Genomic DNA, 20,642 nt, shown 5'->3' on the forward strand with positions numbered 1-20,642 from the left:
CTGACCAGGTTTTGAAAGGAGGAAGTCCATGTTCGATCTGGATATCCGCAGCCGCAAGCCAATCTACGAGCAGTTAATGGACAGGGTGAAGGAAATGATCGTGTACGGATCACTTGAGCCGGATGAGCAATTGCCTTCCGTGCGGGCATTGTCCGCTCAGCTAACAGTGAATCCGAATACGATTCAGAAGGCGTATCGTGAGCTGGAACGCGAAGGATATATCTATTCTGTCCAGGGCAAGGGCAGCTTTGTCACACCTGCCGAGCAGCAGCCGCAGCAAATGAAGCGGGATGAGATTCGGGCAGCGTTGTTAAAGCAGATGATCGAAGCCGTCCATTTTGGTTTTACGCAGCCGGAAGTGGACGCCATATACGTGGAAGCGATGCAATTGAAGGAAAGGGGGATGTCCCTTGATTGAATTAAGGGAAGTCACAAAGACATTTGCAGAAGAAAAGGCGGTGGATCAACTCGCCCTTACGGTGAAGAAAGGCTCCATTTTTGGATTGCTGGGCTCGAATGGGGCGGGTAAAACGACACTGCTCAAAATGATTGCCGGAATCTATCGACCGGATACAGGGAAGGTGCTGATCGGGGGGCAAGCTGTATATGAGCAGCCCGAAGTCAAGCAGCGCATTCTGTTTATGCCGGACACACCCTATTTTTTTCCGCAGGCGACGATTCAACAGATGGCCCGTTTTTATTGCTCCATTTATCCGAACTGGAGTGAGGAGCGATACATGCAGCTTACGGGCATTTTCAAGCTGGACCCCAAACGTAAACTGCATCGTTTTTCCAAAGGGATGAAGCGTCAGGCCGCATTTTTACTTGCCTTGAGCTGTATGCCTGAGTTGTTGATTCTGGATGAGCCGATTGATGGATTGGACCCCGTGATGCGGCGAATGATCAAAAATCTGCTGTTCCAGGAAACGGCTGCACGCGAGCTGACCGTCGTGATTTCATCCCATAATTTGCGTGAGATCGAAGACATGTGTGATCACGTCGGCATTATGCACCAGGGACGCATGCTGCTGGAAAAGGAAGTCGACGACCTCAAGTCCGATACCCATAAGGTGCAGGTTGCTTTTCGTGAAAGCGCGCATGAGGAAGCCGTATACAAGCAACTTTCGGTTGTACATAAGGAGCGGAGAGGCAGTGTTCTGCTGCTGATTATCCGTGGGGAACGAGAGCGGATTGCAGAAACGATCCGAGCGTATGAGCCGCATGTGTTCGATTTGCTGCCGTTAACGCTGGAGGAAATTTTCATTTATGAAATGGAGGACGCGGGTTATGACATCCAACCGATTCTTCTATAGCGGCGGCGTGGTTCGCCAAAGCCTGAGACAGCATGGCTGGATCGGTCTGTTGTACTTGGCGGGATTACTGTTTACAGTGCCGCTGCCGTTATTTATGAGTACTGGAAACGAGCAAGTGCCCACGGTTTTGAGAAGCCTGTTCGATGGTACGAGCTCAGGTGATGGATTGCAAAATATCGTTTTTTTGACTGTACCTGTGCTGGCGGGTGTGATGCTGCTTCGCTTTATTCAGCGGAAGGGTTCATCAGATTTATACCACAGTCTTCCTTTGCGCAGAGAGCATCTGTTAACGGCACATTTAATTAGCGGTCTGATCCTTTTGATTGTACCCATATGGCTGACTGCGGGAGTAACTGCCCTGTTAAACACGTCGGTTGAATTGCCTTTTATTTTTCATATCAATGATATTGGATCATGGGCTTTGGTTGTATCGGTTATTTCGATTTTCCTGTTTGCTTTTACCGTGTTTGTAGGCATCTGTGTAGGGCAATCGCTGTTGCAATCCGTTGTAGTGTATGCTTTGCTGCTGTTGCCCTTTTTTTTGTACTCCATGATTAGTCGTTTTCTGGGGCACAATCTATATGGCTACTCTCAGATTACTGGAACCATTGTCCAATATAGTAATGGCGTGGAGTTGCGTAGCAGCAATAATATTTGGTATAGTTTATCGCCATTCGCCCGCATTATGGAATTGGCGAGTAGTGCATTTTCATATGTGGAGCTGCTTATTTATATTGGTGTTTCCTTGCTGTTTGTGATTTTAAGCTATGTGTTATATCGCAAACGGCTGGTAGAGAAGGCGACACAGGCCATGGCCTTTACTTTCTTCCAACCCTTATTTAAGGCAGGAGTCATGGTATGTGCCATGCTGCTGATAGGAGAATATTTTTATAGTACAGGGGGCCAGAGGAAAGACTGGGCGATCTTCGGGTATGTACTTGGAGCTATTTTGGGCTATATTGCTGTGGAGATGGTAATCCGCAAAACGTGGCAAATTGTGCGTATTCGTGCTTTGCTGGAGTTGGTCGCATACGGTGCAGTTTTGGGTCTGGCAATGTACATCCCCACGTCTAGTTGGATAGGCTTCGAGGAACGGATTCCAACCGCGCATTCAGTCGAGCAAGTCTATGCTGGGCCAAATTTGTATCTGGACGGGGGAGCAACACGGAAAAATCTTTATTTTTCGCAAGAAAAAGATTTTATCGCCGCTGTTCTGAATTTACAGCGTGAGCTTGTAAGAGCACATTCAGCTGGAGAGACGTCCGGGTCCAATAAAGAACCTCAACAAAGGGTATCCATTGCCTATTGTTTGGATGATGGTACCATTATGACTCGCAGCTATACATTTCCCGAGCAGCCTTTCCGGGCAGCGCTGGCGAAAGTGATGCTGTCTGAGCCGTACAAAACAGTAAGCTACTCACTGGATAAGCTGTATGGTACAGCGGAGACAATCAGCATTCAATCGGCAGATGATAATGAACGGCGAGTTGTTCTGACTGATCCGAAAGATATTCGTGAATTTGAAGCAGTACTGAAAGAAGAAGTTTTGGACATGAGCTATAGTGAAATGCAGGCAGGCTCTTATGCGTTGGGGAATATTGAAATTCTGAACAAACCTTCATCTATTTCAGCAGAAGAACCGGAATGGACTCGCAACGTCTCCTATAATTGGCATTTATCCTTTCACAAGCTGAATGCTTGGCTGGAGCGCAAAGGATATGCTGACAAGGTGATTATTACGTCGAAGGATATTATATCGGTTCGAGCTATTCCAATGGTTTCTCAAGAGAAGGAGCCGTATCAACCTGGCAAGTATATTGATGAAGCGAATTTATTCAGGATATTGCAGCAGAAGTATAAAGTCACCACAATTGAAGATCCAAAACTTTGGAATACTGTGCTGGATAACCGTAATAATTATAGCTATGATCCACAAGTGGAGAAAGGCACTTATCTGTTCCAAGTCAAAATCAAGTCCATCAGCGGTTCCGGCTTTCATACGGTTTATTACTTATTAACTCCAAAAGACATCACACCGGAGCTTGCGAAGGCTTTACCGACAGCTCCTTAAGCGGTTCGGAACAACAGGCAAGAGCTTCTCCACATTTGGACTGACGGATGGGATTTCTCATTCATTTCGGATACAGGACGGGTCGCAAGCGAGCCTTTGGACTGGTCATATGTCAGCAAGGCTATGACGTTTATCCATGCATCGAAGGCGATGCTGGATATGGGGACAGGCGGGGGCGAGCTCTTGTCCCGGTTGCGCCCTTTTCCAGAGATCGTATATGCGACAGAAGCGTATGCACCGAATGTTCCTGTTGCCAAAAAACGACTGGAGCCGCTGGGCGTACATGTTATCGCTATAGATGATGACGACGCCCTTCCGTTTGACGATGCCGGGTTCGATCTTGTGCTGAATAAGCACGAGTCATTTTCGCCAGGGGAAGTGCGTCGCATTTTACGTCCGGGCGGGACGTTTTTGACCCAACAGGTGGGGGGCCTGGATTGTGCGGGCATTAACGAACGCCTGGGAGCGCCTGATTACGAGTACGCGGATTGGACTCTTTCTCAAGCGCTTGCAGGTCTGGAAAGCAACGGCTTCGAAATCGTGGACCAGCAGGAGCAGTTTCCGATACAGCGGTTTTACGATATCGGGGCGCTCGTCTATTATTTAAAAGCAATTGAATGGCAGATTGCAGACTTTCAGCTACAGAAATATATAGAACAGCTGTATGGTCTGTATTTGGACATCCAACGTGATGGATATTGGGACGTGAAGCAGCACCGTTTTTTGATCCATGCCAGAGCAGTCTAAAGAAGATCCGATACCAAAAAGGCCTTTCCCGCAGGAGAGGTCTTTTTGCCATCTCCTCGTATACTAATCTTTACCATAATTGTACAATGAAGAAGCAATTGCTTACAGTCTCATTTCATATACTAGGTATAGGGGGATGTACATGTCTGATCCAAAGGGAGTTATAGCTGATACGGAGAAAGGCGCTGCTGTGCGGATAGCGTGGTTTTGGCCATGGCTGGGCGGTACGTTTATGTTTGGATTGTTTTCAGTCATGTTTAATGTTATTTGGAGTATCGTTGTGGCATCCAATGTGCAGCTTCTGCTGAGACATGAAGGTGTAACAGATACAGCGGTGATTGTGATGCTGGTGCTATACGCATGGATTGTTGGACTGATTTTTGCGGCTTACGGTGCCTTGAGTGCGCGTATTTCCAGCATGCATCAGCTTCCACTGATGCTGACCGGACTGTTATCATTATTGTGCGGACTGTGCCTGTGGATTGTGGGGCTACAAGGATCTGGCGGTCAACCTGCTGAGGTGTGGGGAGGCTCGTGGGAGCTCTTTTCACTTTATCACGCTTGGGCGGCGCCTGGGCTGGAGGTATTGGAGCCCTATACACAGCATAGTGAAATCTGGTTTCTGCTGACTGCACTGCTGCCGATAGCTGGCATGGTGATAGGTGTGGGGGTAGATCGTTATCCAGCGGTGACCGACAAGGACGGAAAGGTGGATCATAGATGGCAATGGGTTGTCGTTTCGATGTCCGCTGCGCTCATGATTGTACTGACGGTTGCATTGAGGCTTCCTCAACATCCATACATTGCCGAGACGGATTTTCCGGTAGTTGACGGAGCTACAGCGGCCATTCCGTTCGCACAGGATATGCTGCATGAATTGACTGGAATGAGCAAGGCGCGCGCAGCACACGAACTGAGATTCAATACGACACATCAGGCATATGTAAATTTGATCGAAAAGAAGGCGGATCTGATTCTGGTGGCCGGACCTTCCGATGAGGAGCTGCGTCTGGCGAAAAGCCGTGGGGTGCAAATGAAGCTCGACCCCATTGGACGGGATGCGTTTATTTTTCTCGTTCATCAGGACAATCCGGTTAAGGGACTTTCTTCAGAGCAGGTTCGCCGCATATATGAAGGATCTATTCATAATTGGAGTGAAGTAGGGGGAAAGGATCAGCCGATCATTGCTTATCAGCGAGAGGAAAATTCAGGTAGCCAGACATATATGCAAAAGAAGGTAATGGCAGGCCATGCGATGACTGAACCGCCTCGGGAACTCCAAATTGGCATTATGGGTGGTATGATTAATGCAGTCGCAGATTTTAACAAAGATCACAACGCGCTTGGCTATTCATTTTATTATTTTGCCAATGTGATGCATAATCGACAAGAGGTCAAGTTTCTGCCTATTGATGGGGTGGAGCCGAACAAAGAACATATTCGTTCGGGGCAATATCCATTTACGGCTCAACTATTCGCGATCACACGGGAAGGCGAGAAGCCACGCTCTTCGGTGCAGCGGTTACTCGAATGGCTGCAAAGCGAAGACGGAACCCGGGCCATTGAAAGAGGGGGCTTTGTTGCTCTGGATATATCAACAACTTAAGGGGATGAACGAAAATGAAGAAAAAAACATCGGGCTGGCTGCTTTTGCTCGCCATAGTCATAATGACAGCGGGATGTGAAACCGGTGCACAAAACGGACCGAAAAAAACGGATGGGCAAGTGACTCAGAATGAGCAGCCAGGTTCAACGTCGGCACAAGCGAACGGTTCAGGAGCGGCAGTACGTACACCAGAACAGCAGACAGCTTCTGACGGGAGCAATACTACATCACCATCCGCCACGGGACAAGCATCTACAGACGCTAATGTAGCAAAGGTCCGCATGGACAATATTACTGCCCTGCGTCTGATCGACGGCAAGTCCGGCTGGATCGGCGGGAACGGCTGGATTGCCCGGACAGATGCGGGATCATCCGGCTCCGTCGGATCGGCTTGGAATGTGCAATATCAGGGTCAAGGTACGGTGCAGCAGATTTTTGCCTTGAATGGGCAGCAGGCTTGGGCTGTTATGGCCGATAGCGGGTCGCTGCTGGCAACGCGCGATGGCGGCAAACGCTGGGAGACTGTAGGGACAGTGCCTAAGCAAGGAACAGCAGGCTTTTTACACTTTGTATCATCCAAAGAAGGATTCAGCGGCAGCCAATATACGCAGGATGGCGGACAAAGCTGGTCTGCGCTTCCTGTGCCTGATCATACGGTGGGACAGCCCTATTTTCATGATCGGCAAAACGGCTGGGTGGTAACGCAGAACACAGACCGCTCATTTCAAATTTTACACACCGTTAACGGGGGGCAAAAGTGGACTGCCGTCATGTCACGGACAACCGAGGAGCCTCTGAACGGGGCCATTATCCGTTCAGTGGAACGGGGCAACGCATGGATCGAGCTGATTGGAGGCACAGGCATGAATCAGACTATGAATCAGACTTCGTATTCGCTTTGGCATACGGCCGATAGCGGTCAAAGCTGGCGCGCTGTACTGGCCAATGCCACCGCTGGCGGCGGTCCCGCACCCGGTATTAGCCAGCAGGACAATCAGGTTCCCAAAAATGAAGGGGTGGCGCCGGGGATGCTCTATGCGGTCAACAGCCATACGGCATTGATGGGCGGCTACTGCGCACCGTGCGACAAGCCCAATACGATTGGCTGGACGAATGACGGCGGCAAGACGTGGAACAATGGCAAGCAAAGCTTTGGCGGCTATGGCAGCCAGCAAATCGGGATGGCGAATGCCAAGGAAGGCTGGGCTATTTTCTCGGATTCGGAGCAGGCACCTGTGATGTATACGACCTCAGATGGTGGGCAGCATTGGACTCAGAGCCATGTTTTTGACAAGCCAGCGGCATCTGGCCACTGAATCGGTATAGAGGGAGGGGAAAGCACATGAGCCAACAAAAGATAAATACGATCACATGGACTGGCGGGCGTAAAGTGCCGCTCATTGGGCAAGGTACATGGCATATGGGCGAAAAAGCTTCGCTCCGGCAGGAGGAGGTGCGTGCGCTTCAACTTGGTTTGGAGCTGGGCATGACGCTGATTGACACGGCTGAAATGTACGCGGAGGGGGGAGCGGAAGAGATCGTCGGAGAGGCCATTCGCGGCCGTCGGGATGATGTATATCTCGTTAGCAAGGCTTATCCGCATCATGCAGACCGTCAAGGGCTGGCTCATGCCTGTGAAGCGAGCCTAACCCGGATGGGAACGGAGTACATGGATATGTATCTGCTACATTGGCGCGGGAATATCCCGTTGGAAGAGACGATTCAAGGCATGGAAAAGCTGCGTGAGCAGGGTAAAATCCGTAACTGGGGAGTATCCAATCTGGACAAGTCCGACATGGAGGAGCTGTGGAGCCTGAGCGGAGGCGATGCCTGCGCAGTAAACCAGGTACTGTATCATGCAGCTTTGCGAGGCATCGAATACGACCTGCTCCCTTGGAGCCGCACACACGGGGTGCCTGTGATGGCCTATTGCCCGATTGCCCAGGGTGGACGCCTGCGACGGGGACTGCTGGAGCATCCCGTTATGGTGGATATCGCAGCCAGCCACGGGGTAACTCCAACCCAAATTGCGCTCGCGTGGGTTATACGGGATGGCGATGTCTGGGCAATCCCGAAGGCGGTACAAGAATCGCACGTACGGGAAAATGCAGCGGCAGCCCATATCCGGCTTACCCCTGAGCAGCTTCAACGAATAGACGAAGCTTTTCCTCCACCCACGCGGAAGCAGCCACTGGATATCGTTTGAGGAAGGGGAGGCCCATGACAGAGCAGGAGACAGAGCTGCATGAGGTAGATGATCATTTGGATTATGGATTATCCGTCGTATTCATTGGTTTTAATCCCAGCTTGAAATCAGGCGAAGTAGGCCATCATTATGCGAATCCCCGCAACCGTTTCTGGCGCCTCCTGGAGGGAGCGGGCTTGACGCCCCGCTTGTACGATCCATCGGAAGATCGGGAGCTACTGAAGCTTGGCTACGGTTTTACGAACATTGTTTCCCGCCCTACCAGGGGCGTGGAGGACATTACGCGCGAGGAATACGCCAAAGGACGTCTGGAGCTGCATGCAAAGCTAAAAGAATATCGCCCGAAGGTCGCTTGCTTTGTCGGCAAAGGCGTATACACCGAATACAGTAAAAAATCCAAAGTAAATTGGGGATTTCAGCCTGAACCACTCATCCCCGAGATGCATGAATTTGTGGCACCCTCGTCCAGCGGACTGGTGCGCATGTCGCTGGACGAGATCTCGGATATTTACCGCCAGCTGCAGACGTTCCTTTCGTCGGAAATCGTCTGAAAGCAGCGAATGCAGCGAATGCATTGGATACTGTGAACAGAAAAAGAACCACACGTCTTCAACCCTTAGGGGAGAGAATGTGTGGTTCTTTTGTGTTGCAGCTATTCTATTGCAAAGCTTTCGCCTGCCACGCCTGTTCCACTGGAACGTAAGGGTACCCCAGATCACGGGCGACTGCTTCGTAGGTGATATGTCCGTTCAGGACATTTGTGCCGCTAAGCAGCGGCTTGCTTTTGCGAAGCGCCTCCTGCACACCCAGATCCGCGAGCTGGAGAGCATAGGGGAGGGTGGCGTTCGTCAGAGCAAGCGTCGAGGTTTGCGGTACCGCGCCCGGCATGTTTGCTACCGCATAGTGAATGACGCCATGCTTCACATAGGTCGGCTGATCATGTGTCGTGATGTGGTCAATCGTCTCGACAATACCACCTTGGTCGATGGCAACATCCACGATCACAGAGCCGGGCTGCATGGTCTGCACCATGGCCTCCGTTACAAGCCGCGGGGCCTTGGCACCGGTGATCAGAACAGCCCCGATCAGCAAATCGCTTTGCGCCACGGCCTCAGCAATGTTGGAGGGGGTGGACACCAGCGTATGGAGCTGGTTGCCAAAAATATCATCCAGTTGGCGCAGCCTTTGCAGACTCAGATCGATCAGGGTCACATCTGCGCCGAGACCGATGGCGACCTTGGCGGCGTTCGTGCCGACGATCCCTCCACCAATAATGGTTACTTTGCCACGCTTGACCCCCGGTACGCCTGCCAGCAGGATGCCTTTGCCGCCCTTTGGCTTTTCCAGCAGCTGTGCCCCGATTTGTACAGCCATTCGACCTGCAACCTCGCTCATCGGAGTGAGCAGCGGAAGGCTTCCTTCGACGTCTAGCGTTTCATAGGAGATGGCAGCTACACCGTTGTCCGTTAAAGCCTTGGCCAGTGCTGGCTCAGCGGCTAGATGCAGATAGGTGAACAAAATCAATCCTTGTCGAAAATATCCGTATTCCGAGGCTAAGGGCTCCTTCACCTTTATAATCAGATCGGCCTGGGACCACACATCGGCAGCCTTCTGCACAATGGTTGCACCCGCAGTGGCATAATCCCCATCGCTAAAGCCACTTTCAGCCCCTGCATGGCTTTCCACAAACACGTGATGTCCGTGTCGAATCATTTGAGCTGCACCTGCAGGTGTCAACGCGACACGGTTTTCATTGTTTTTAATCTCTTTCGGAACCCCGATTTTCATTTCATTCACCTCTCCTTAAAATAATGTTTACCCAACGGCAATCATTGCTTGTTAGGGCAGTTGTGCTGCTGCGTTGCTGTGTTACTGTTGCTGGTGGGCTTATGCTTACTATTCTTGCTGGTATTTATTATTGCCCAAATTGCATTATCATTTTTGTGCAGGCTACCGATTAGTTAGTTGGACTCAAGCCGATAAATGCAATTCATGTTAGATTAGGTACAGTTTACAGGGGAGGGAACTCCTTGACATCATACATTTTGTCGGATTATCTGACTTGGGGGCTCGACTTTTTGATGAATATGTGTCATATAATATGACATAAAAACATATGTATAAGGAGAATGCCGATGAACGGTAAAAAAACATTTACCATTGCGGATGTGCTGGAACGTCCTGTTTTCCGGCGGGCCAAGTTGGCGGCGGGGGAGCAGGGCACGAACCGCCGGGTTGGTTGGGTACATGTGTTGGAAATTACAAATGTTTCTCCGTTTGTGAGTCGCCATGACCTGATTTTGACGACTGGCCTGTGGCTAACCCGGAAAGGGGAGGAGCGCGCCGAGTATATGGAGCAGCTGATCCGCTCGGAAGCGGCGGGATTGTGTGTGGAGCTGGGCACAAGCATTCATGAAATCCCGCTGGAGATTCTGGAGCTGGCGGAACAACACCATTTTCCGGTCATCGTATTTGAGCAGCCCGTGCGTTTTGTGGAAATTACACAAGATATTCATTCCCTTCTTATTAACCGCCATCATGAACTGCTTAAAGATCTGGAGCGCTTTTCACGTCAGCTTCAGCAGGAAACCCTGCGCAGCACCGATATGAACGCTCTCCTGCGAGTGCTCCATGACTATACCGCCCGGCAGATCATCTACATGTCCTCCATAGACACCAATCGGTTCGTACCTTCCGTCCAGCCGGAATCGGCGGACCATATTGCAGATTTTTACGCCAATGAAGTGGCATCCAGCATGACTGCTGATCGCGAGGGGCACCTGCTGTTTCAGCTGAATGAATCCACTGCCGTCTTGTTTCAGCCTGTAGTATGCTTTGGTCAGGTGTTTTCCGCTGTAGGTTTGGTGCTGCACGGCGAACCCCCGACGGAAGAAATGTCGCTGCTGCTCGATTACACAGCCAAGGCAGCCGCTACACTGGTGCTGAGGACACAATTTCTTGAAGACCGTTTATTGCGCAACCAGAATGAATTGATTCAGGATGTATTGAACAGACAGCTTCCCAGCGAAGAACAGGCTCAGACCCGGATGGGGCTGCGATTGTTGTCGAAGGGACAGTATTTATTTTGGGCAGGGGTTATCGAGGTGGAGCATGAGGATAAGGACGCCAGTCAGGTGCGCAAGGAATCCATCAATCAGGATGTGCTGGTGCTGCTTCGTTCTTTGTTGAAAAAAGAGACATTGCACAATCTGTTGATGATGAAGGGCAGCCAATGCTACATCCTTTGTGCCAAGGAGGAATTAACGCTGCGTTCTGCAGCGCAAATGAGAAAAGTGCTTGCCCATACCGTACAATATATTCAAAATTATGCCGCAGGACAGCTTGACAAGGTGCGTATTCATGCAGGCTTTGGTAAAGTAAGGCACCGTATGACAGGGACGGATCGCAGTTTTGAAGAGGCTTATCAGGTCATTGAAGTAGCGCGAAGCGTCCCGGCCATGCAGGATCGGCTGTTTTACGACAGCATCGGAATCTATCAGCTATTGAAGGCGGCACCCAGCATTCCTTTTTTACAAGAGTTTGTAGAGGACCATTTGGGCGGACTGATTGCGCATGATCGTGAGCATCATATGCAGCTGCTGGACACGCTGGATGCCTACTTTCAATGTCATGGCTCCAAGCGCGATACTGCCGGGATGCTATACATTCACAGGCAAACTCTTTATAATCGGTTGGACAAAATTAATGAAATCGTCGAGGGAAGTCTGGCAGACCCGGACAAACGTCGTTGTTTGGAGATGGCACTACTGGCTCACCGGATGCTGCAGGCTGAAAATTGATTCTAAATGACTAGTTCTATTTTCCAATCTGATTGTTTACAATGCGTGTTAACACTGAGATAATAGAAGAAAGTAAGGTAATATCTTGAAAGGGGATTAATATGAATATAAAAAAATGGATTGCTGTCCCTCTTATTCTGTTAATGGTAGCTTTGACAGGGTGTCAGGCAGTAGGAGGATTTGATGTAAGTAAAAATCTATTGGGAACACTTGATGTGAAATCCCAGCAGTCAACGGAGAAGATATCTCTTAAATTGACTCCAAGAGAAGGAATCTCGCAAGGTGATCAGGAAATCATAGATCTTCTTAATTCCATTTCGGTAACGGTGGATGAAGCCAAGGTGCAATCGGAGGAGATCGCTTCCGCCAAGGGTACATTGCACATCGATAAGTATAATTTGCCGTTTGAGCTTGCTTTGGATCGCCAAGGTATGGCTATTCAACTGGAAGGTGCCAAAAAACCTTATTACATACCTTTGAACTCGTATGAGAGTTTAGGCGGCCTGCCTGCCGGATTTGATCCATATGTATACTCCAAGGATGTAAAAGACCTGACCAAAACAGCTATGGCACTTGTGCTCAAGCATGCTCCTAACCCTTCAACCATTTCTGCAACGTCTGTAACCGAGGAAGTATACGGTGAAAAGGACAAAGTGAAACTGACCCATCTGCATGCTGAGCTTCGTGGCGATGAGCTGGTAGCGCTTGTGAAACCGTTCCTGACTAATCTGGCCAAGGACGAGGCAGGTTTGAAAGAACTGATCGGGCAAGCTATTGATGTGACCAAGAATATCGCTTCCGGCATGGCTATTGAAGGTAGTGATAAAGTAACAACTGAACTGAGTGCCAACAAGGAAAAGCTGGTTAATGAGGCTTATACCGAGGTTAAAAAGTACCTGGATCTGGCTGTTGCACAGTATGATACAGGAGTTAGCACTTTGTACGCACAATCTCCTGAAATTAAAACAGTACTGAGTGCGAATACGGTGCTGAAAAGCGACATATATTTTGATGAAAAAGGAAATGCTCGCAAATCATCGGCAAACCTAACGGTTGCTTTGCCAGAAGTAGAAGGTCTTCCAGTGAAATCCTTCTCGATTCTGACTGAAACTCAAGCTTGGAATATCAATGGCAATGTAACGGCTGACAAAGTGGATATTTCGAAAGGCGTTATTGACTTGAATAAACAAGCTGAATTAACGCCGGGAGCGACACTCCGCAATTTTGATGAGAATTCTCCGATCTACAATATTTTAAAAAATGATCTGAAAATTACAAAGGTAGAAACCACCTTCGATCCGAAAGACGATTACTACGTTTTGGAGAATCGTGGAGGTACAGCCTTCATTCCGCTGCGTGAATTGGCATATGAACTGAACTCCGAATTAAAATGGGATGCAGCTGCCAAGCAAATTACAGTAGTGGATGATATGACAGGCAAGACCCTCAAGCTGAAAAGCGGCTCCAAACAAGCTACACTGGAAGGAAGCACGTTGAAGCTGCCACAAGCTCCATATACGGATCAATATGGAACGCTGTATGTTCCTTTCAAAACAGTTGCCGAGGCACTTGGTGCCACTGTAACTCGTAGCAGTAATGGGGAATATGTACTGAAACGCGATTAAAAAGAAATGCCACATATCTATCTCCAGCAGAACTGCTGGTGCATAGATAATATGCCAGGTATGGACACAGGAACCGACCCGTTCAAGGGTCGGTTCCTTTTTTTCGCCGGTTGATTTTGTGAGGAAATATTCTCGGAAAACAATTAAAATAAGCACTTACAGATTAAAAAAGTACCCTGTTTTTGTACAGAGAAAATTGAGATAATTATAGTGTTGTTGCGCCATATATATTTGCGGCCAGGCGCCACAGTAGAAATCACCTACAATAGGGGGATATACGATGACAGATACGGAACTGTTGAATTCTAGCGAGGGACAAATTATACTCGCCCGGATGTATGGTCAACAGCAGGTTTCAGAGCAAACGACGCGATATCAATCACTTATACAAGCGTATCGGGAGCACTTCGGTGTCGAGAATATTGAATTGTTTAGTGCTCCGGGACGATGCGAAATTGGAGGAAATCATACAGACCACAATCACGGAAAGGTGCTGGCAGGCAGTATTACACTTGATACCATCGCTGTAGCTGCTAAAGTAGAGGAGCCTGTAATTACGTTCTTTTCCGAAGGCTACCAAACGAAATACGTCATTCATTTAAATGACTTGTCGCCACAACCGAAAGACGACGGTACGACGCTGCTGGTTCGCGGTATGGCCGCTGGTCTGCTTGAATTCGGCTATCGCATCGGAGGATTCCAGGCTTATATATCCAGCAATGTGTTCTCTGCTTCAGGCTTAAGTTCTTCCGCTTCGTTTGAAATGTTGATATGTACGATCATAAGTCATTTTTATAATGAGGGAGCATTGGATGCTGTCGCCAAATCCAAAATCGGCCAGTACGCGGAAAATCGCTACTGGAACAAGCCGTCGGGCCTGCTCGATCAAATGGCTTGCGCATATGGGGGATTGGTTGCGATTGACTTTGTAAATCCCAATGAACCGATCATCAACCCGGTTCATTGGAATTTCGGGCAAAACGGATATTCCCTGGTGATCGTAAATACAGGCGGAAATCATGCTGATTTGACAGATGATTACGCTGCGGTGCCAAACGAAATGTATGCAGTGGCTCAGTCCTTGGGGGCTTCGGTTTGCCGTGACTTATCGCCGAAAGATCTGTATGCCAATCTCAAAATGGTCAGGGAAACAGCAGGAGATCGTGCAGTGCTGCGTGCGTTGCATTTTTTTGAAGAAAACAAGCGTGTGGATGAACAGGTGAAGGCGTTGCAGGAGAGACGCTTTTCTGATTTCTTGAGGCTCGTCACCGAATCCGGTAATTCTTCATGGAAATGGCTTCAAAACGTATATAGAAGTGAGGTTGCCCGGGAACAGGACGTATCTGTTGCACTTGCTTTAACAGAAATATATTTGAAATCAATAGCTGACAGCGCATGCAGGGTACATGGTGGTGGCTTTGCTGGAGTCATCTTGACGATTCTTCCGAATGATTATGTTGAAGATTATAAGACGTGGATTAGCGGAATGCTGGGAACTCCCGTACTCGTTGTCAACGTCCGTGAGCATGGTGCCGTTAATGTCAGTGATCTGATTCATGCGGAGAAGAAATATTGACAATGAGACCATGGTTGGTTGGACCTCAGGAGTCATTGCGAATTGAACATACTGGACAGTTGAAGACTTTAACCCATGGGTTAGAGTCTTTGTTCTTTTTGGGCGATGCAGTCCAGGCTTGCGTTATAATAGAGCATGGAAGTTCTAATGAAGGAGGGCCTATTCTTGGCTATGTACCCGTCCTGGTCCTATTCGCAATCGAGGGCCCAAACGTTTGATGAATGCTTACGCAAATACTACTACCATTATTACGGCTCGCACAACGGCTGGAACCCCGCACAGGGCAGTGAAGAGCAGGTTGCGTTGTATCGGCTCAAGCAGCTGAGCAACTTATATATTTTATTCGGGAATATTACGCACCAAATGTGTGAATCGGTCATACGAGGGTGGATGGAAAAAGGTGCGATTCCACGTCCAGCGTACCTGGAGACAGCGATGAAGAACATGCTGAACGATAGTTACAAGGAATCGCTGCACCGTGAGCTATGGCAGGAAGATCCCAAAAATCGCATTATGCTCGCTGAAATTTATTATGATGATGAGGTGCTGCCGGAACGGATTGCCCGGATTAAGGAGCGACAGCATGCGGTGGTACACAATCTGTACCGTACTGCGGTTTGGCGCGAATTACAGCAGGGCGAGGCTAGAATCGTCGAGGTGGAAAAGTGGGATACGATGCTGCTTTACGAGACGAAGGTATATGTCAAAATGGACTTGCTTTACCGAAGAGCCAATGGAGACATGGTGATCGTGGATTGGAAGACGGGTAAGGAAGGCGACTTCTCCGACCAGCTATTTTTGTATGCGTCCTATGTGCAGGAGCATTACCAACTCCCCTTGGAGAAGATCGAGGTGCGTGTGGAATATTTGATGACCGGAGAGCATGAAGTGTACCGGCCTGTGCAGGAGGATATCGACAAGGTGGTTCGTAATGTCGGACGATACATCGAGGAAATGAAGTCTTGTCTTGATGACGATTATTACAATCGACCGAAACCGGAGTCCTTTTTCACCCCGATGCCTTCACGCAGAGCGTGTGGGGGCTGTAATTTCCGGGAAGTATGTAAGTACCGCGCGGTGTGAACATGGTTTTAATGTGTTGAACCAAAAAAAGTACATGGAAAACGGAGCAGGCGGAATGGTGCTGTACAAGCGAAGCGGTCGCTTTTGTCCCCGGATTTTTACCCTGATCAGGCTCTATTCGAGAAAATCCGGGGGCGGTGGCGATGGGAAGCATCATCCGTCTGCGTAGTGGCGCATCATTTACATTTCCAGTTCGGCTTATATATTAAAATTCATATGGCAAATCTACAATTCTCCCATGTTTTGAAATCGCTTTCTAATTTAGAAGATACGAGGTATGATAAGGGTATTATTGGGAAAAGGTGAAGGAGGAATCAAGGAGATGACGAGTACAGGACATATACGTATTCTTTTTCAGGGGGATTCCATCACAGATGGGGGAAGAGGACGGAATGAGGACGCGAACCACTGGCTGGGTCATAGCTATGTGTATATGATCGCGGGTGCACTGGGGAGTCGTTTGGCTACAACGCAGCCGGAATTTGTGAACCGGGGAATTTCGGGGGATCGGGCTTCGGATTTGTATGCACGCTGGAATGAGGACACGTTTAGCCTGAAGCCGGACCTGCTCAGTATTATGATCGGAGTGAACGATGCCTGGCGAATCGTGGAGCAGGAGCCGTCCGGGGTGACGGACCGATTTGAACGAGCCTATCGCCACATTTTGGAGGAAACGCGTGAAGTGTTGCCTGATACCGGGCTGGTGCTATGTGAGCCGTTTATTTTGAAAACAGGAGCTACCGAGGCACGGTGGGACATTTGGCAGGAAAAAATAACGGGCTATCAGCGGCTTGTACGTCAGCTTGCAGACGAGTTTGGGGCCGTATTTGTGCCGCTGCAAGGCATGCTGAACGAAGCCGCTACCAAGGCAGACGCCTCCTACTGGCTGCATGACGGGGTTCATCCGACAGCGGTTGGGAACCAGTTGATAGCCGATCAATGGATAGATGTCGTGCAGAAGAGCCGGCTGGCGATCCGCTAACATGATGTACGATTATGGACATACTTACTTAGATAATGGGAGTATACCGTGCTGGAAAAAAACAGTCACCAAATAGACACAAATGAAGCGGTCAAGAAAGCAGTCGTTGGTCAGGAAAATGACAGTACTTCCGAATGATGGAATGTGAGGCTGCTGATGAATCGTTGATTTAAAATGGGACGAATGTCTGAAAATGAAGTAGCAGCGCGGTTCGTCCATTTTTTGTTGCAGACTGCGGCCTGTTAATCTCCTGTTTTTACAGTTAGGTCGAGGGCCTTAAGTCTCCCTATCTTTATGCTCATAATTAAAATTGTCTGTGAAAAATACTACTAGAATTGTAGCAATTTTATGGTAAAATGGAATCAAATTTGAGTTTTTTGGGGTGGACTACGGTAGATGAAAATGTCACTAGGTACGAAAATGGTTGCTGCATTTGTCACGATTTCTGCAATAACCTATGGAACAAGCGCTTTTTTTATTTTTGTACTCAAGGACTGGCTCGCTCATGATGCACAGGAATGGGTGTACACTTCGATCATTCTGTTATTGGGTGTCCTGTGGAGTGGCATTTTGGGCTGGTTGATCTCAAAATTACTCACACGCCCAATTGTTAGACTGGCAAAGGCGGCAGAGGAAGCTTCAGCGGGAAATCTGTCGGTTGTCATTCCGGAACGTCGTTCGGATGATGAAATCAAGGTGCTTTATGATGCATTCCGGCATATGATGCTGAACATTAAGGACATGTTTAACGAGATATCGTACAGTACCAAAACAACTTCGCAAAGTGCGGAAAATCTGAGTTCGGCTATTGTACAGGCAACGGCACAAATTGAGGCCATGTCTTCGGTGGTAGAAGATATTTTGGATGGTGTACAGCAGCAGCAGCAAGCTTCCTCCCAGTCCATTGAAACAGCGGATCGAATGCTGGGCGATTTTAAAATGATGCGCAGCAAATCGGGACATATGCTGGAGCTGTCAGGCCACATGGAGAATTCAGTGGATTCAACACAGACCGTATTTTCATCGCTTATGAATGGAATGGAGGAGCTGACAGCTTCACACGGTCGTTCGCAGCAGGTTATTGCACGCCTGGAAAAGGAAGCTTCTCAAATTGAAGCGATTACAAGCACGGTGAAGGATATCGCGGAGCAGACCCATCTGCTGGCGCTGAACGCTTCCATCGAAGCCGCCCGTGCGGGAGAAGAAGGTAACGGGTTTGCCGTAGTGGCTCACCAAATTCGTGCACTTGCCGCCCAAAGTACGGAGTCTGTACAGCAAATTAATGCCATCGTTAGCCGTGTGCAGTCGCAAATCGTAGAAACGGTGCAGCTAATGCATCAGCAAACGTCGTTGGTCAGCGCTGAGGCGGAACGGACAAGCTCTGTGGATCAGACGTTGAATCGCTTGAACGCCATTGTACACGAATTTGTCGAGAGCATCCGCTTAATGGAAGAAGCCGTAACGGAGCAGACGAACCGGGTAGATCAAACCTTTGAACAAATTCGTCGTATTCAGCAAATGTCAGGAGCCTTCTCAGAAGGTGCAAACAAGATTTATACAGCGGCTCATGAGGAAACCGCGATCATGCAGGAAATTTCGTCTTCTTCCGAGGATTTGAAAGTGCTTACGAATAAACTTATGATGAAAACACGTGGAATTCAACTATAGCAGGAACAGCCACGAGATATGATGTCTAAAGCCAAATATAGCCGCTGTACACCGGAAAACGAAGCAAAATGGTTCCCCGGTGTGTGGTGGCTATTTTTTAATTTCAAAAAATTCACATTGTTTTCTTGGATGGTAAGCCACATCACTGACACTGGATTGCACGACGATGGTTTGATCATCAAAACGGATGATGGTTCCGCCCGAGCCAATCAACTGGTCGTCCTGAAATACCCGGACACGAAGATGGCGTTCCAGTGCCTCACTGAAATCCTGATCTGTAATTAATCGGCGATTAATGGGCATGAGAGATCTCCTTTGAATATGATATCTATTATCATAAGGGTTGAGGTATGGAACAAGCAAGAAAGGCGGCTAGAACATATTCGGTTTTTTGGTATAAAATAGAATGCAATGAAAGGGAAACAGGGATAAAAGGGGGCTTTTTATGAACAAGCCGTGGTCAGAGTCCTGGTTCGATGCTTATGCGCCGGAGAGATTCGAGGTATTTACGCCGTCACATGTGTGGGCTGTACTGGGACTCATTGTATGCGCTTTGCTGCTATGGCTGACTCGAGGGGTTATTCGGTCGCATAAGTCTGTAAGCGAGGGGATTCGCTGGTTTTTAATGGCTGTTCTCTTTCTGTCAGAGGTGACTCTAAATATATGGTACGTGACGCAGCGTATTTGGGATGCCCAGACGTCGTTGCCGTTGGAGCTGTGCAGTGTGACACTACTGCTGTCTATTCTGATGCTGTTTTTCCGAAGCCGCTGGCTATATCCGATTGTTCTTTTTGCCGGAATTGGAGGAGCGCTTCAAGCAGTACTTACGCCTAATTTGGCATATGCTTTTCCTCATTACCGTTTCATCCATTTTTTTGTGGCCCATAGTGGTATTATTTTGGCGGCATTGCATATGACCTGGATAGAAGGACTTAAACCGACGTGGAAAAGCGTTGGAGGAGCCATGCTTTTTCTGAATGGCTTGGCGCTGTTCGTATGGATCGTAGATACTGCTCTTGGAGCAAATTACATGTTTCTTGCCGGAAAGCCGTCCACACCGTCGATATTGGATGTTTTGGGGCCATACCCTGTGTATATTTTGGCGGAAGAGGTTATAGCACTGTTGTTCTTTTCTTTAATGATGCTGTTGTTCGAGGTGCTGCCGGGAGGCAGGCTGTATGCCCGCTCAGGGACATATAAAAAGACATATTAAAAAGACATATTAAAAAGACATATTAAAAAGACATATTAAAAAGAATTTGTGGCGGAGAAAATGCGAGTAACGGAGGTGGATCGAATGAGCGATCACGCAAATGGCAGATCTGAATCGACAGATCCTGTAGCACTGACCGGAAAAATGAAACCGTGGGCGCTGAGCGGCCCCAGTATTCAAATCGATCCGCTGTTTCCCTATTACGCCAACCGTTCGCGGGACAGTATAGCAGATGAAATCGCCCTTGCGGGCTACCAGACCGTCCATTATTTTGTTGTGCGTGAAAATGAAGTGGATGGAGCGCTTGTCACCGCTTTTCAGCGCAGAGGCATAGCGGTGTGGGCGATGGTGCTGGGCAACGGCTCTTTTGGCGTGTCACAGCTGCCACCGGAGTGGAAAGGGTGGCGCATGGAGCTGCTGCGCGAACCGGACGACGGGTTTCAGCGGCTTTCGCATTTTGCACACGAGTATGTGGAGTGGAAAAAGAAAGCCGCTGCCCGGCTCGTCACCGACATTCCGTTCGACGGATTCGAGGTGGCGGAGCCTTATTTCCCCGAATGGAACGGACTGCGCAGTGGAGTATACGGGGATATCGGACCGCATGCACAGCGCGCCTTCCGCAAGCGCAGCGGTGAGGACATTCCGGATTTCCGCGACAAGCATGCACGGAATTATTACCGGAAGGTCCCGGAGCTGTACGCACAGTGGGTCGATCTGCGCGTGGACGCCGTGAACGGGCTGATTGGCGAGCT

Annotated in this window: 17 protein-coding genes and 1 pseudogene; 16 read left to right on the forward strand and 2 right to left on the reverse strand. The window is 48.9% G+C overall.

Annotation, left to right across the window (positions count from 1 at the left end; genetic code table 11):
- Positions 1-28: 28 nt before the first annotated feature.
- The 8 genes from WG8_RS05295 (at position 29) to WG8_RS05330 (ending at position 8,494) form a co-directional block, all read left to right on the forward strand.
- Complete coding sequence (locus tag WG8_RS05295; protein WP_007429078.1) at positions 29-418, forward strand: GntR family transcriptional regulator; 390 nt, start codon at positions 29-31, stop codon at positions 416-418.
- Positions 411-1,313, forward strand: coding sequence for an ABC transporter ATP-binding protein (locus WG8_RS05300; RefSeq protein ID WP_007429079.1), 903 nt, complete (start codon positions 411-413; stop codon positions 1,311-1,313). Before WG8_RS05295 ends, WG8_RS05300 begins: the two co-directional genes overlap by 8 nt.
- Entirely contained in the window at positions 1,288-3,384 is a 2,097-nt protein-coding gene (locus tag WG8_RS05305) for an ABC transporter permease (RefSeq protein ID WP_007429080.1), read from the forward strand. The genes WG8_RS05300 and WG8_RS05305 overlap by 26 nt, the downstream gene beginning before the upstream one ends.
- A gap of 33 nt (positions 3,385-3,417) precedes the next feature.
- On the forward strand, positions 3,418-4,131 hold the full coding sequence (locus WG8_RS05310; RefSeq protein ID WP_043890808.1) for a class I SAM-dependent methyltransferase: 714 nt from the start codon (positions 3,418-3,420) through the stop codon (positions 4,129-4,131).
- A 142-nt stretch (positions 4,132-4,273) separates the two neighbouring features.
- Entirely contained in the window at positions 4,274-5,737 is a 1,464-nt protein-coding gene (locus WG8_RS05315; RefSeq protein WP_007429082.1) for a PstS family phosphate ABC transporter substrate-binding protein, read from the forward strand.
- 14 nt (positions 5,738-5,751) lie between these two features.
- Complete coding sequence (locus tag WG8_RS05320) at positions 5,752-7,053, forward strand: hypothetical protein (protein WP_007429083.1); 1,302 nt, start codon at positions 5,752-5,754, stop codon at positions 7,051-7,053.
- Positions 7,054-7,079: 26 nt separating this feature from the next.
- Complete coding sequence (locus WG8_RS05325) at positions 7,080-7,943, forward strand: aldo/keto reductase (RefSeq protein WP_007429084.1); 864 nt, start codon at positions 7,080-7,082, stop codon at positions 7,941-7,943.
- Positions 7,944-7,957: 14 nt separating this feature from the next.
- The gene (locus tag WG8_RS05330) at positions 7,958-8,494 is read left to right on the forward strand and encodes a mismatch-specific DNA-glycosylase (protein WP_007429085.1); all 537 of its coding nucleotides are present in this window, start codon (positions 7,958-7,960) and stop codon (positions 8,492-8,494) included.
- A 106-nt stretch (positions 8,495-8,600) separates the two neighbouring features.
- On the opposite strand, the gene ald is transcribed toward WG8_RS05330, so the two are convergent.
- Positions 8,601-9,731, reverse strand: coding sequence for an alanine dehydrogenase (gene ald, locus WG8_RS05335; RefSeq protein WP_007429086.1), 1,131 nt, complete (start codon positions 9,729-9,731; stop codon positions 8,601-8,603).
- A gap of 347 nt (positions 9,732-10,078) precedes the next feature.
- Between ald and WG8_RS05340 the strand changes: the two genes are divergently transcribed.
- The 6 genes from WG8_RS05340 (at position 10,079) to WG8_RS05365 (ending at position 18,677) form a co-directional block, all read left to right on the forward strand.
- Positions 10,079-11,743, forward strand: coding sequence for a PucR family transcriptional regulator (locus WG8_RS05340; protein WP_007429087.1), 1,665 nt, complete (start codon positions 10,079-10,081; stop codon positions 11,741-11,743).
- Positions 11,744-11,844: 101 nt separating this feature from the next.
- A complete protein-coding gene (locus WG8_RS05345) occupies positions 11,845-13,368 on the forward strand; it encodes a copper amine oxidase N-terminal domain-containing protein (RefSeq protein WP_007429088.1) in 1,524 nt (507 codons plus the stop codon).
- 280 nt (positions 13,369-13,648) lie between these two features.
- Positions 13,649-14,944, forward strand: coding sequence for a galactokinase (locus tag WG8_RS05350; RefSeq protein WP_007429089.1), 1,296 nt, complete (start codon positions 13,649-13,651; stop codon positions 14,942-14,944).
- Between the two features lie 165 nt (positions 14,945-15,109).
- Positions 15,110-16,027: a PD-(D/E)XK nuclease family protein gene (locus WG8_RS05355; RefSeq protein ID WP_007429090.1), complete on the forward strand. Its 918-nt coding sequence runs from the start codon at positions 15,110-15,112 to the stop codon at positions 16,025-16,027.
- 322 nt (positions 16,028-16,349) lie between these two features.
- The gene (locus WG8_RS05360; RefSeq protein WP_007429092.1) at positions 16,350-17,009 is read left to right on the forward strand and encodes an SGNH/GDSL hydrolase family protein; all 660 of its coding nucleotides are present in this window, start codon (positions 16,350-16,352) and stop codon (positions 17,007-17,009) included.
- 396 nt (positions 17,010-17,405) lie between these two features.
- Positions 17,406-18,677 carry a methyl-accepting chemotaxis protein gene (locus WG8_RS05365; protein WP_007429093.1) on the forward strand — a complete coding sequence of 424 codons (1,272 nt, stop codon included), beginning with the start codon at positions 17,406-17,408 and terminating at the stop codon, positions 18,675-18,677.
- A gap of 90 nt (positions 18,678-18,767) precedes the next feature.
- Here WG8_RS05365 and WG8_RS05370 read toward each other — a convergent pair whose 3' ends face one another.
- Positions 18,768-18,980 (reverse strand): hypothetical protein, encoded by a 213-nt coding sequence (locus WG8_RS05370; RefSeq protein WP_007429094.1) that lies wholly within the window; start codon positions 18,978-18,980, stop codon positions 18,768-18,770.
- A gap of 142 nt (positions 18,981-19,122) precedes the next feature.
- Between WG8_RS05370 and WG8_RS05375 the strand changes: the two genes are divergently transcribed.
- Positions 19,123-19,890 carry a YwaF family protein gene (locus tag WG8_RS05375; RefSeq protein WP_007429095.1) on the forward strand — a complete coding sequence of 256 codons (768 nt, stop codon included), beginning with the start codon at positions 19,123-19,125 and terminating at the stop codon, positions 19,888-19,890.
- 84 nt (positions 19,891-19,974) lie between these two features.
- A pseudogene (locus WG8_RS05380) lies at positions 19,975-20,642 on the forward strand (N-acyl-D-glucosamine 2-epimerase); the annotation flags it as partial.

It is taken from the genome of Paenibacillus sp. Aloe-11 (genome assembly GCF_000245715.1).
Lineage (GTDB): Bacteria > Bacillota > Bacilli > Paenibacillales > Paenibacillaceae > Paenibacillus > Paenibacillus kribbensis.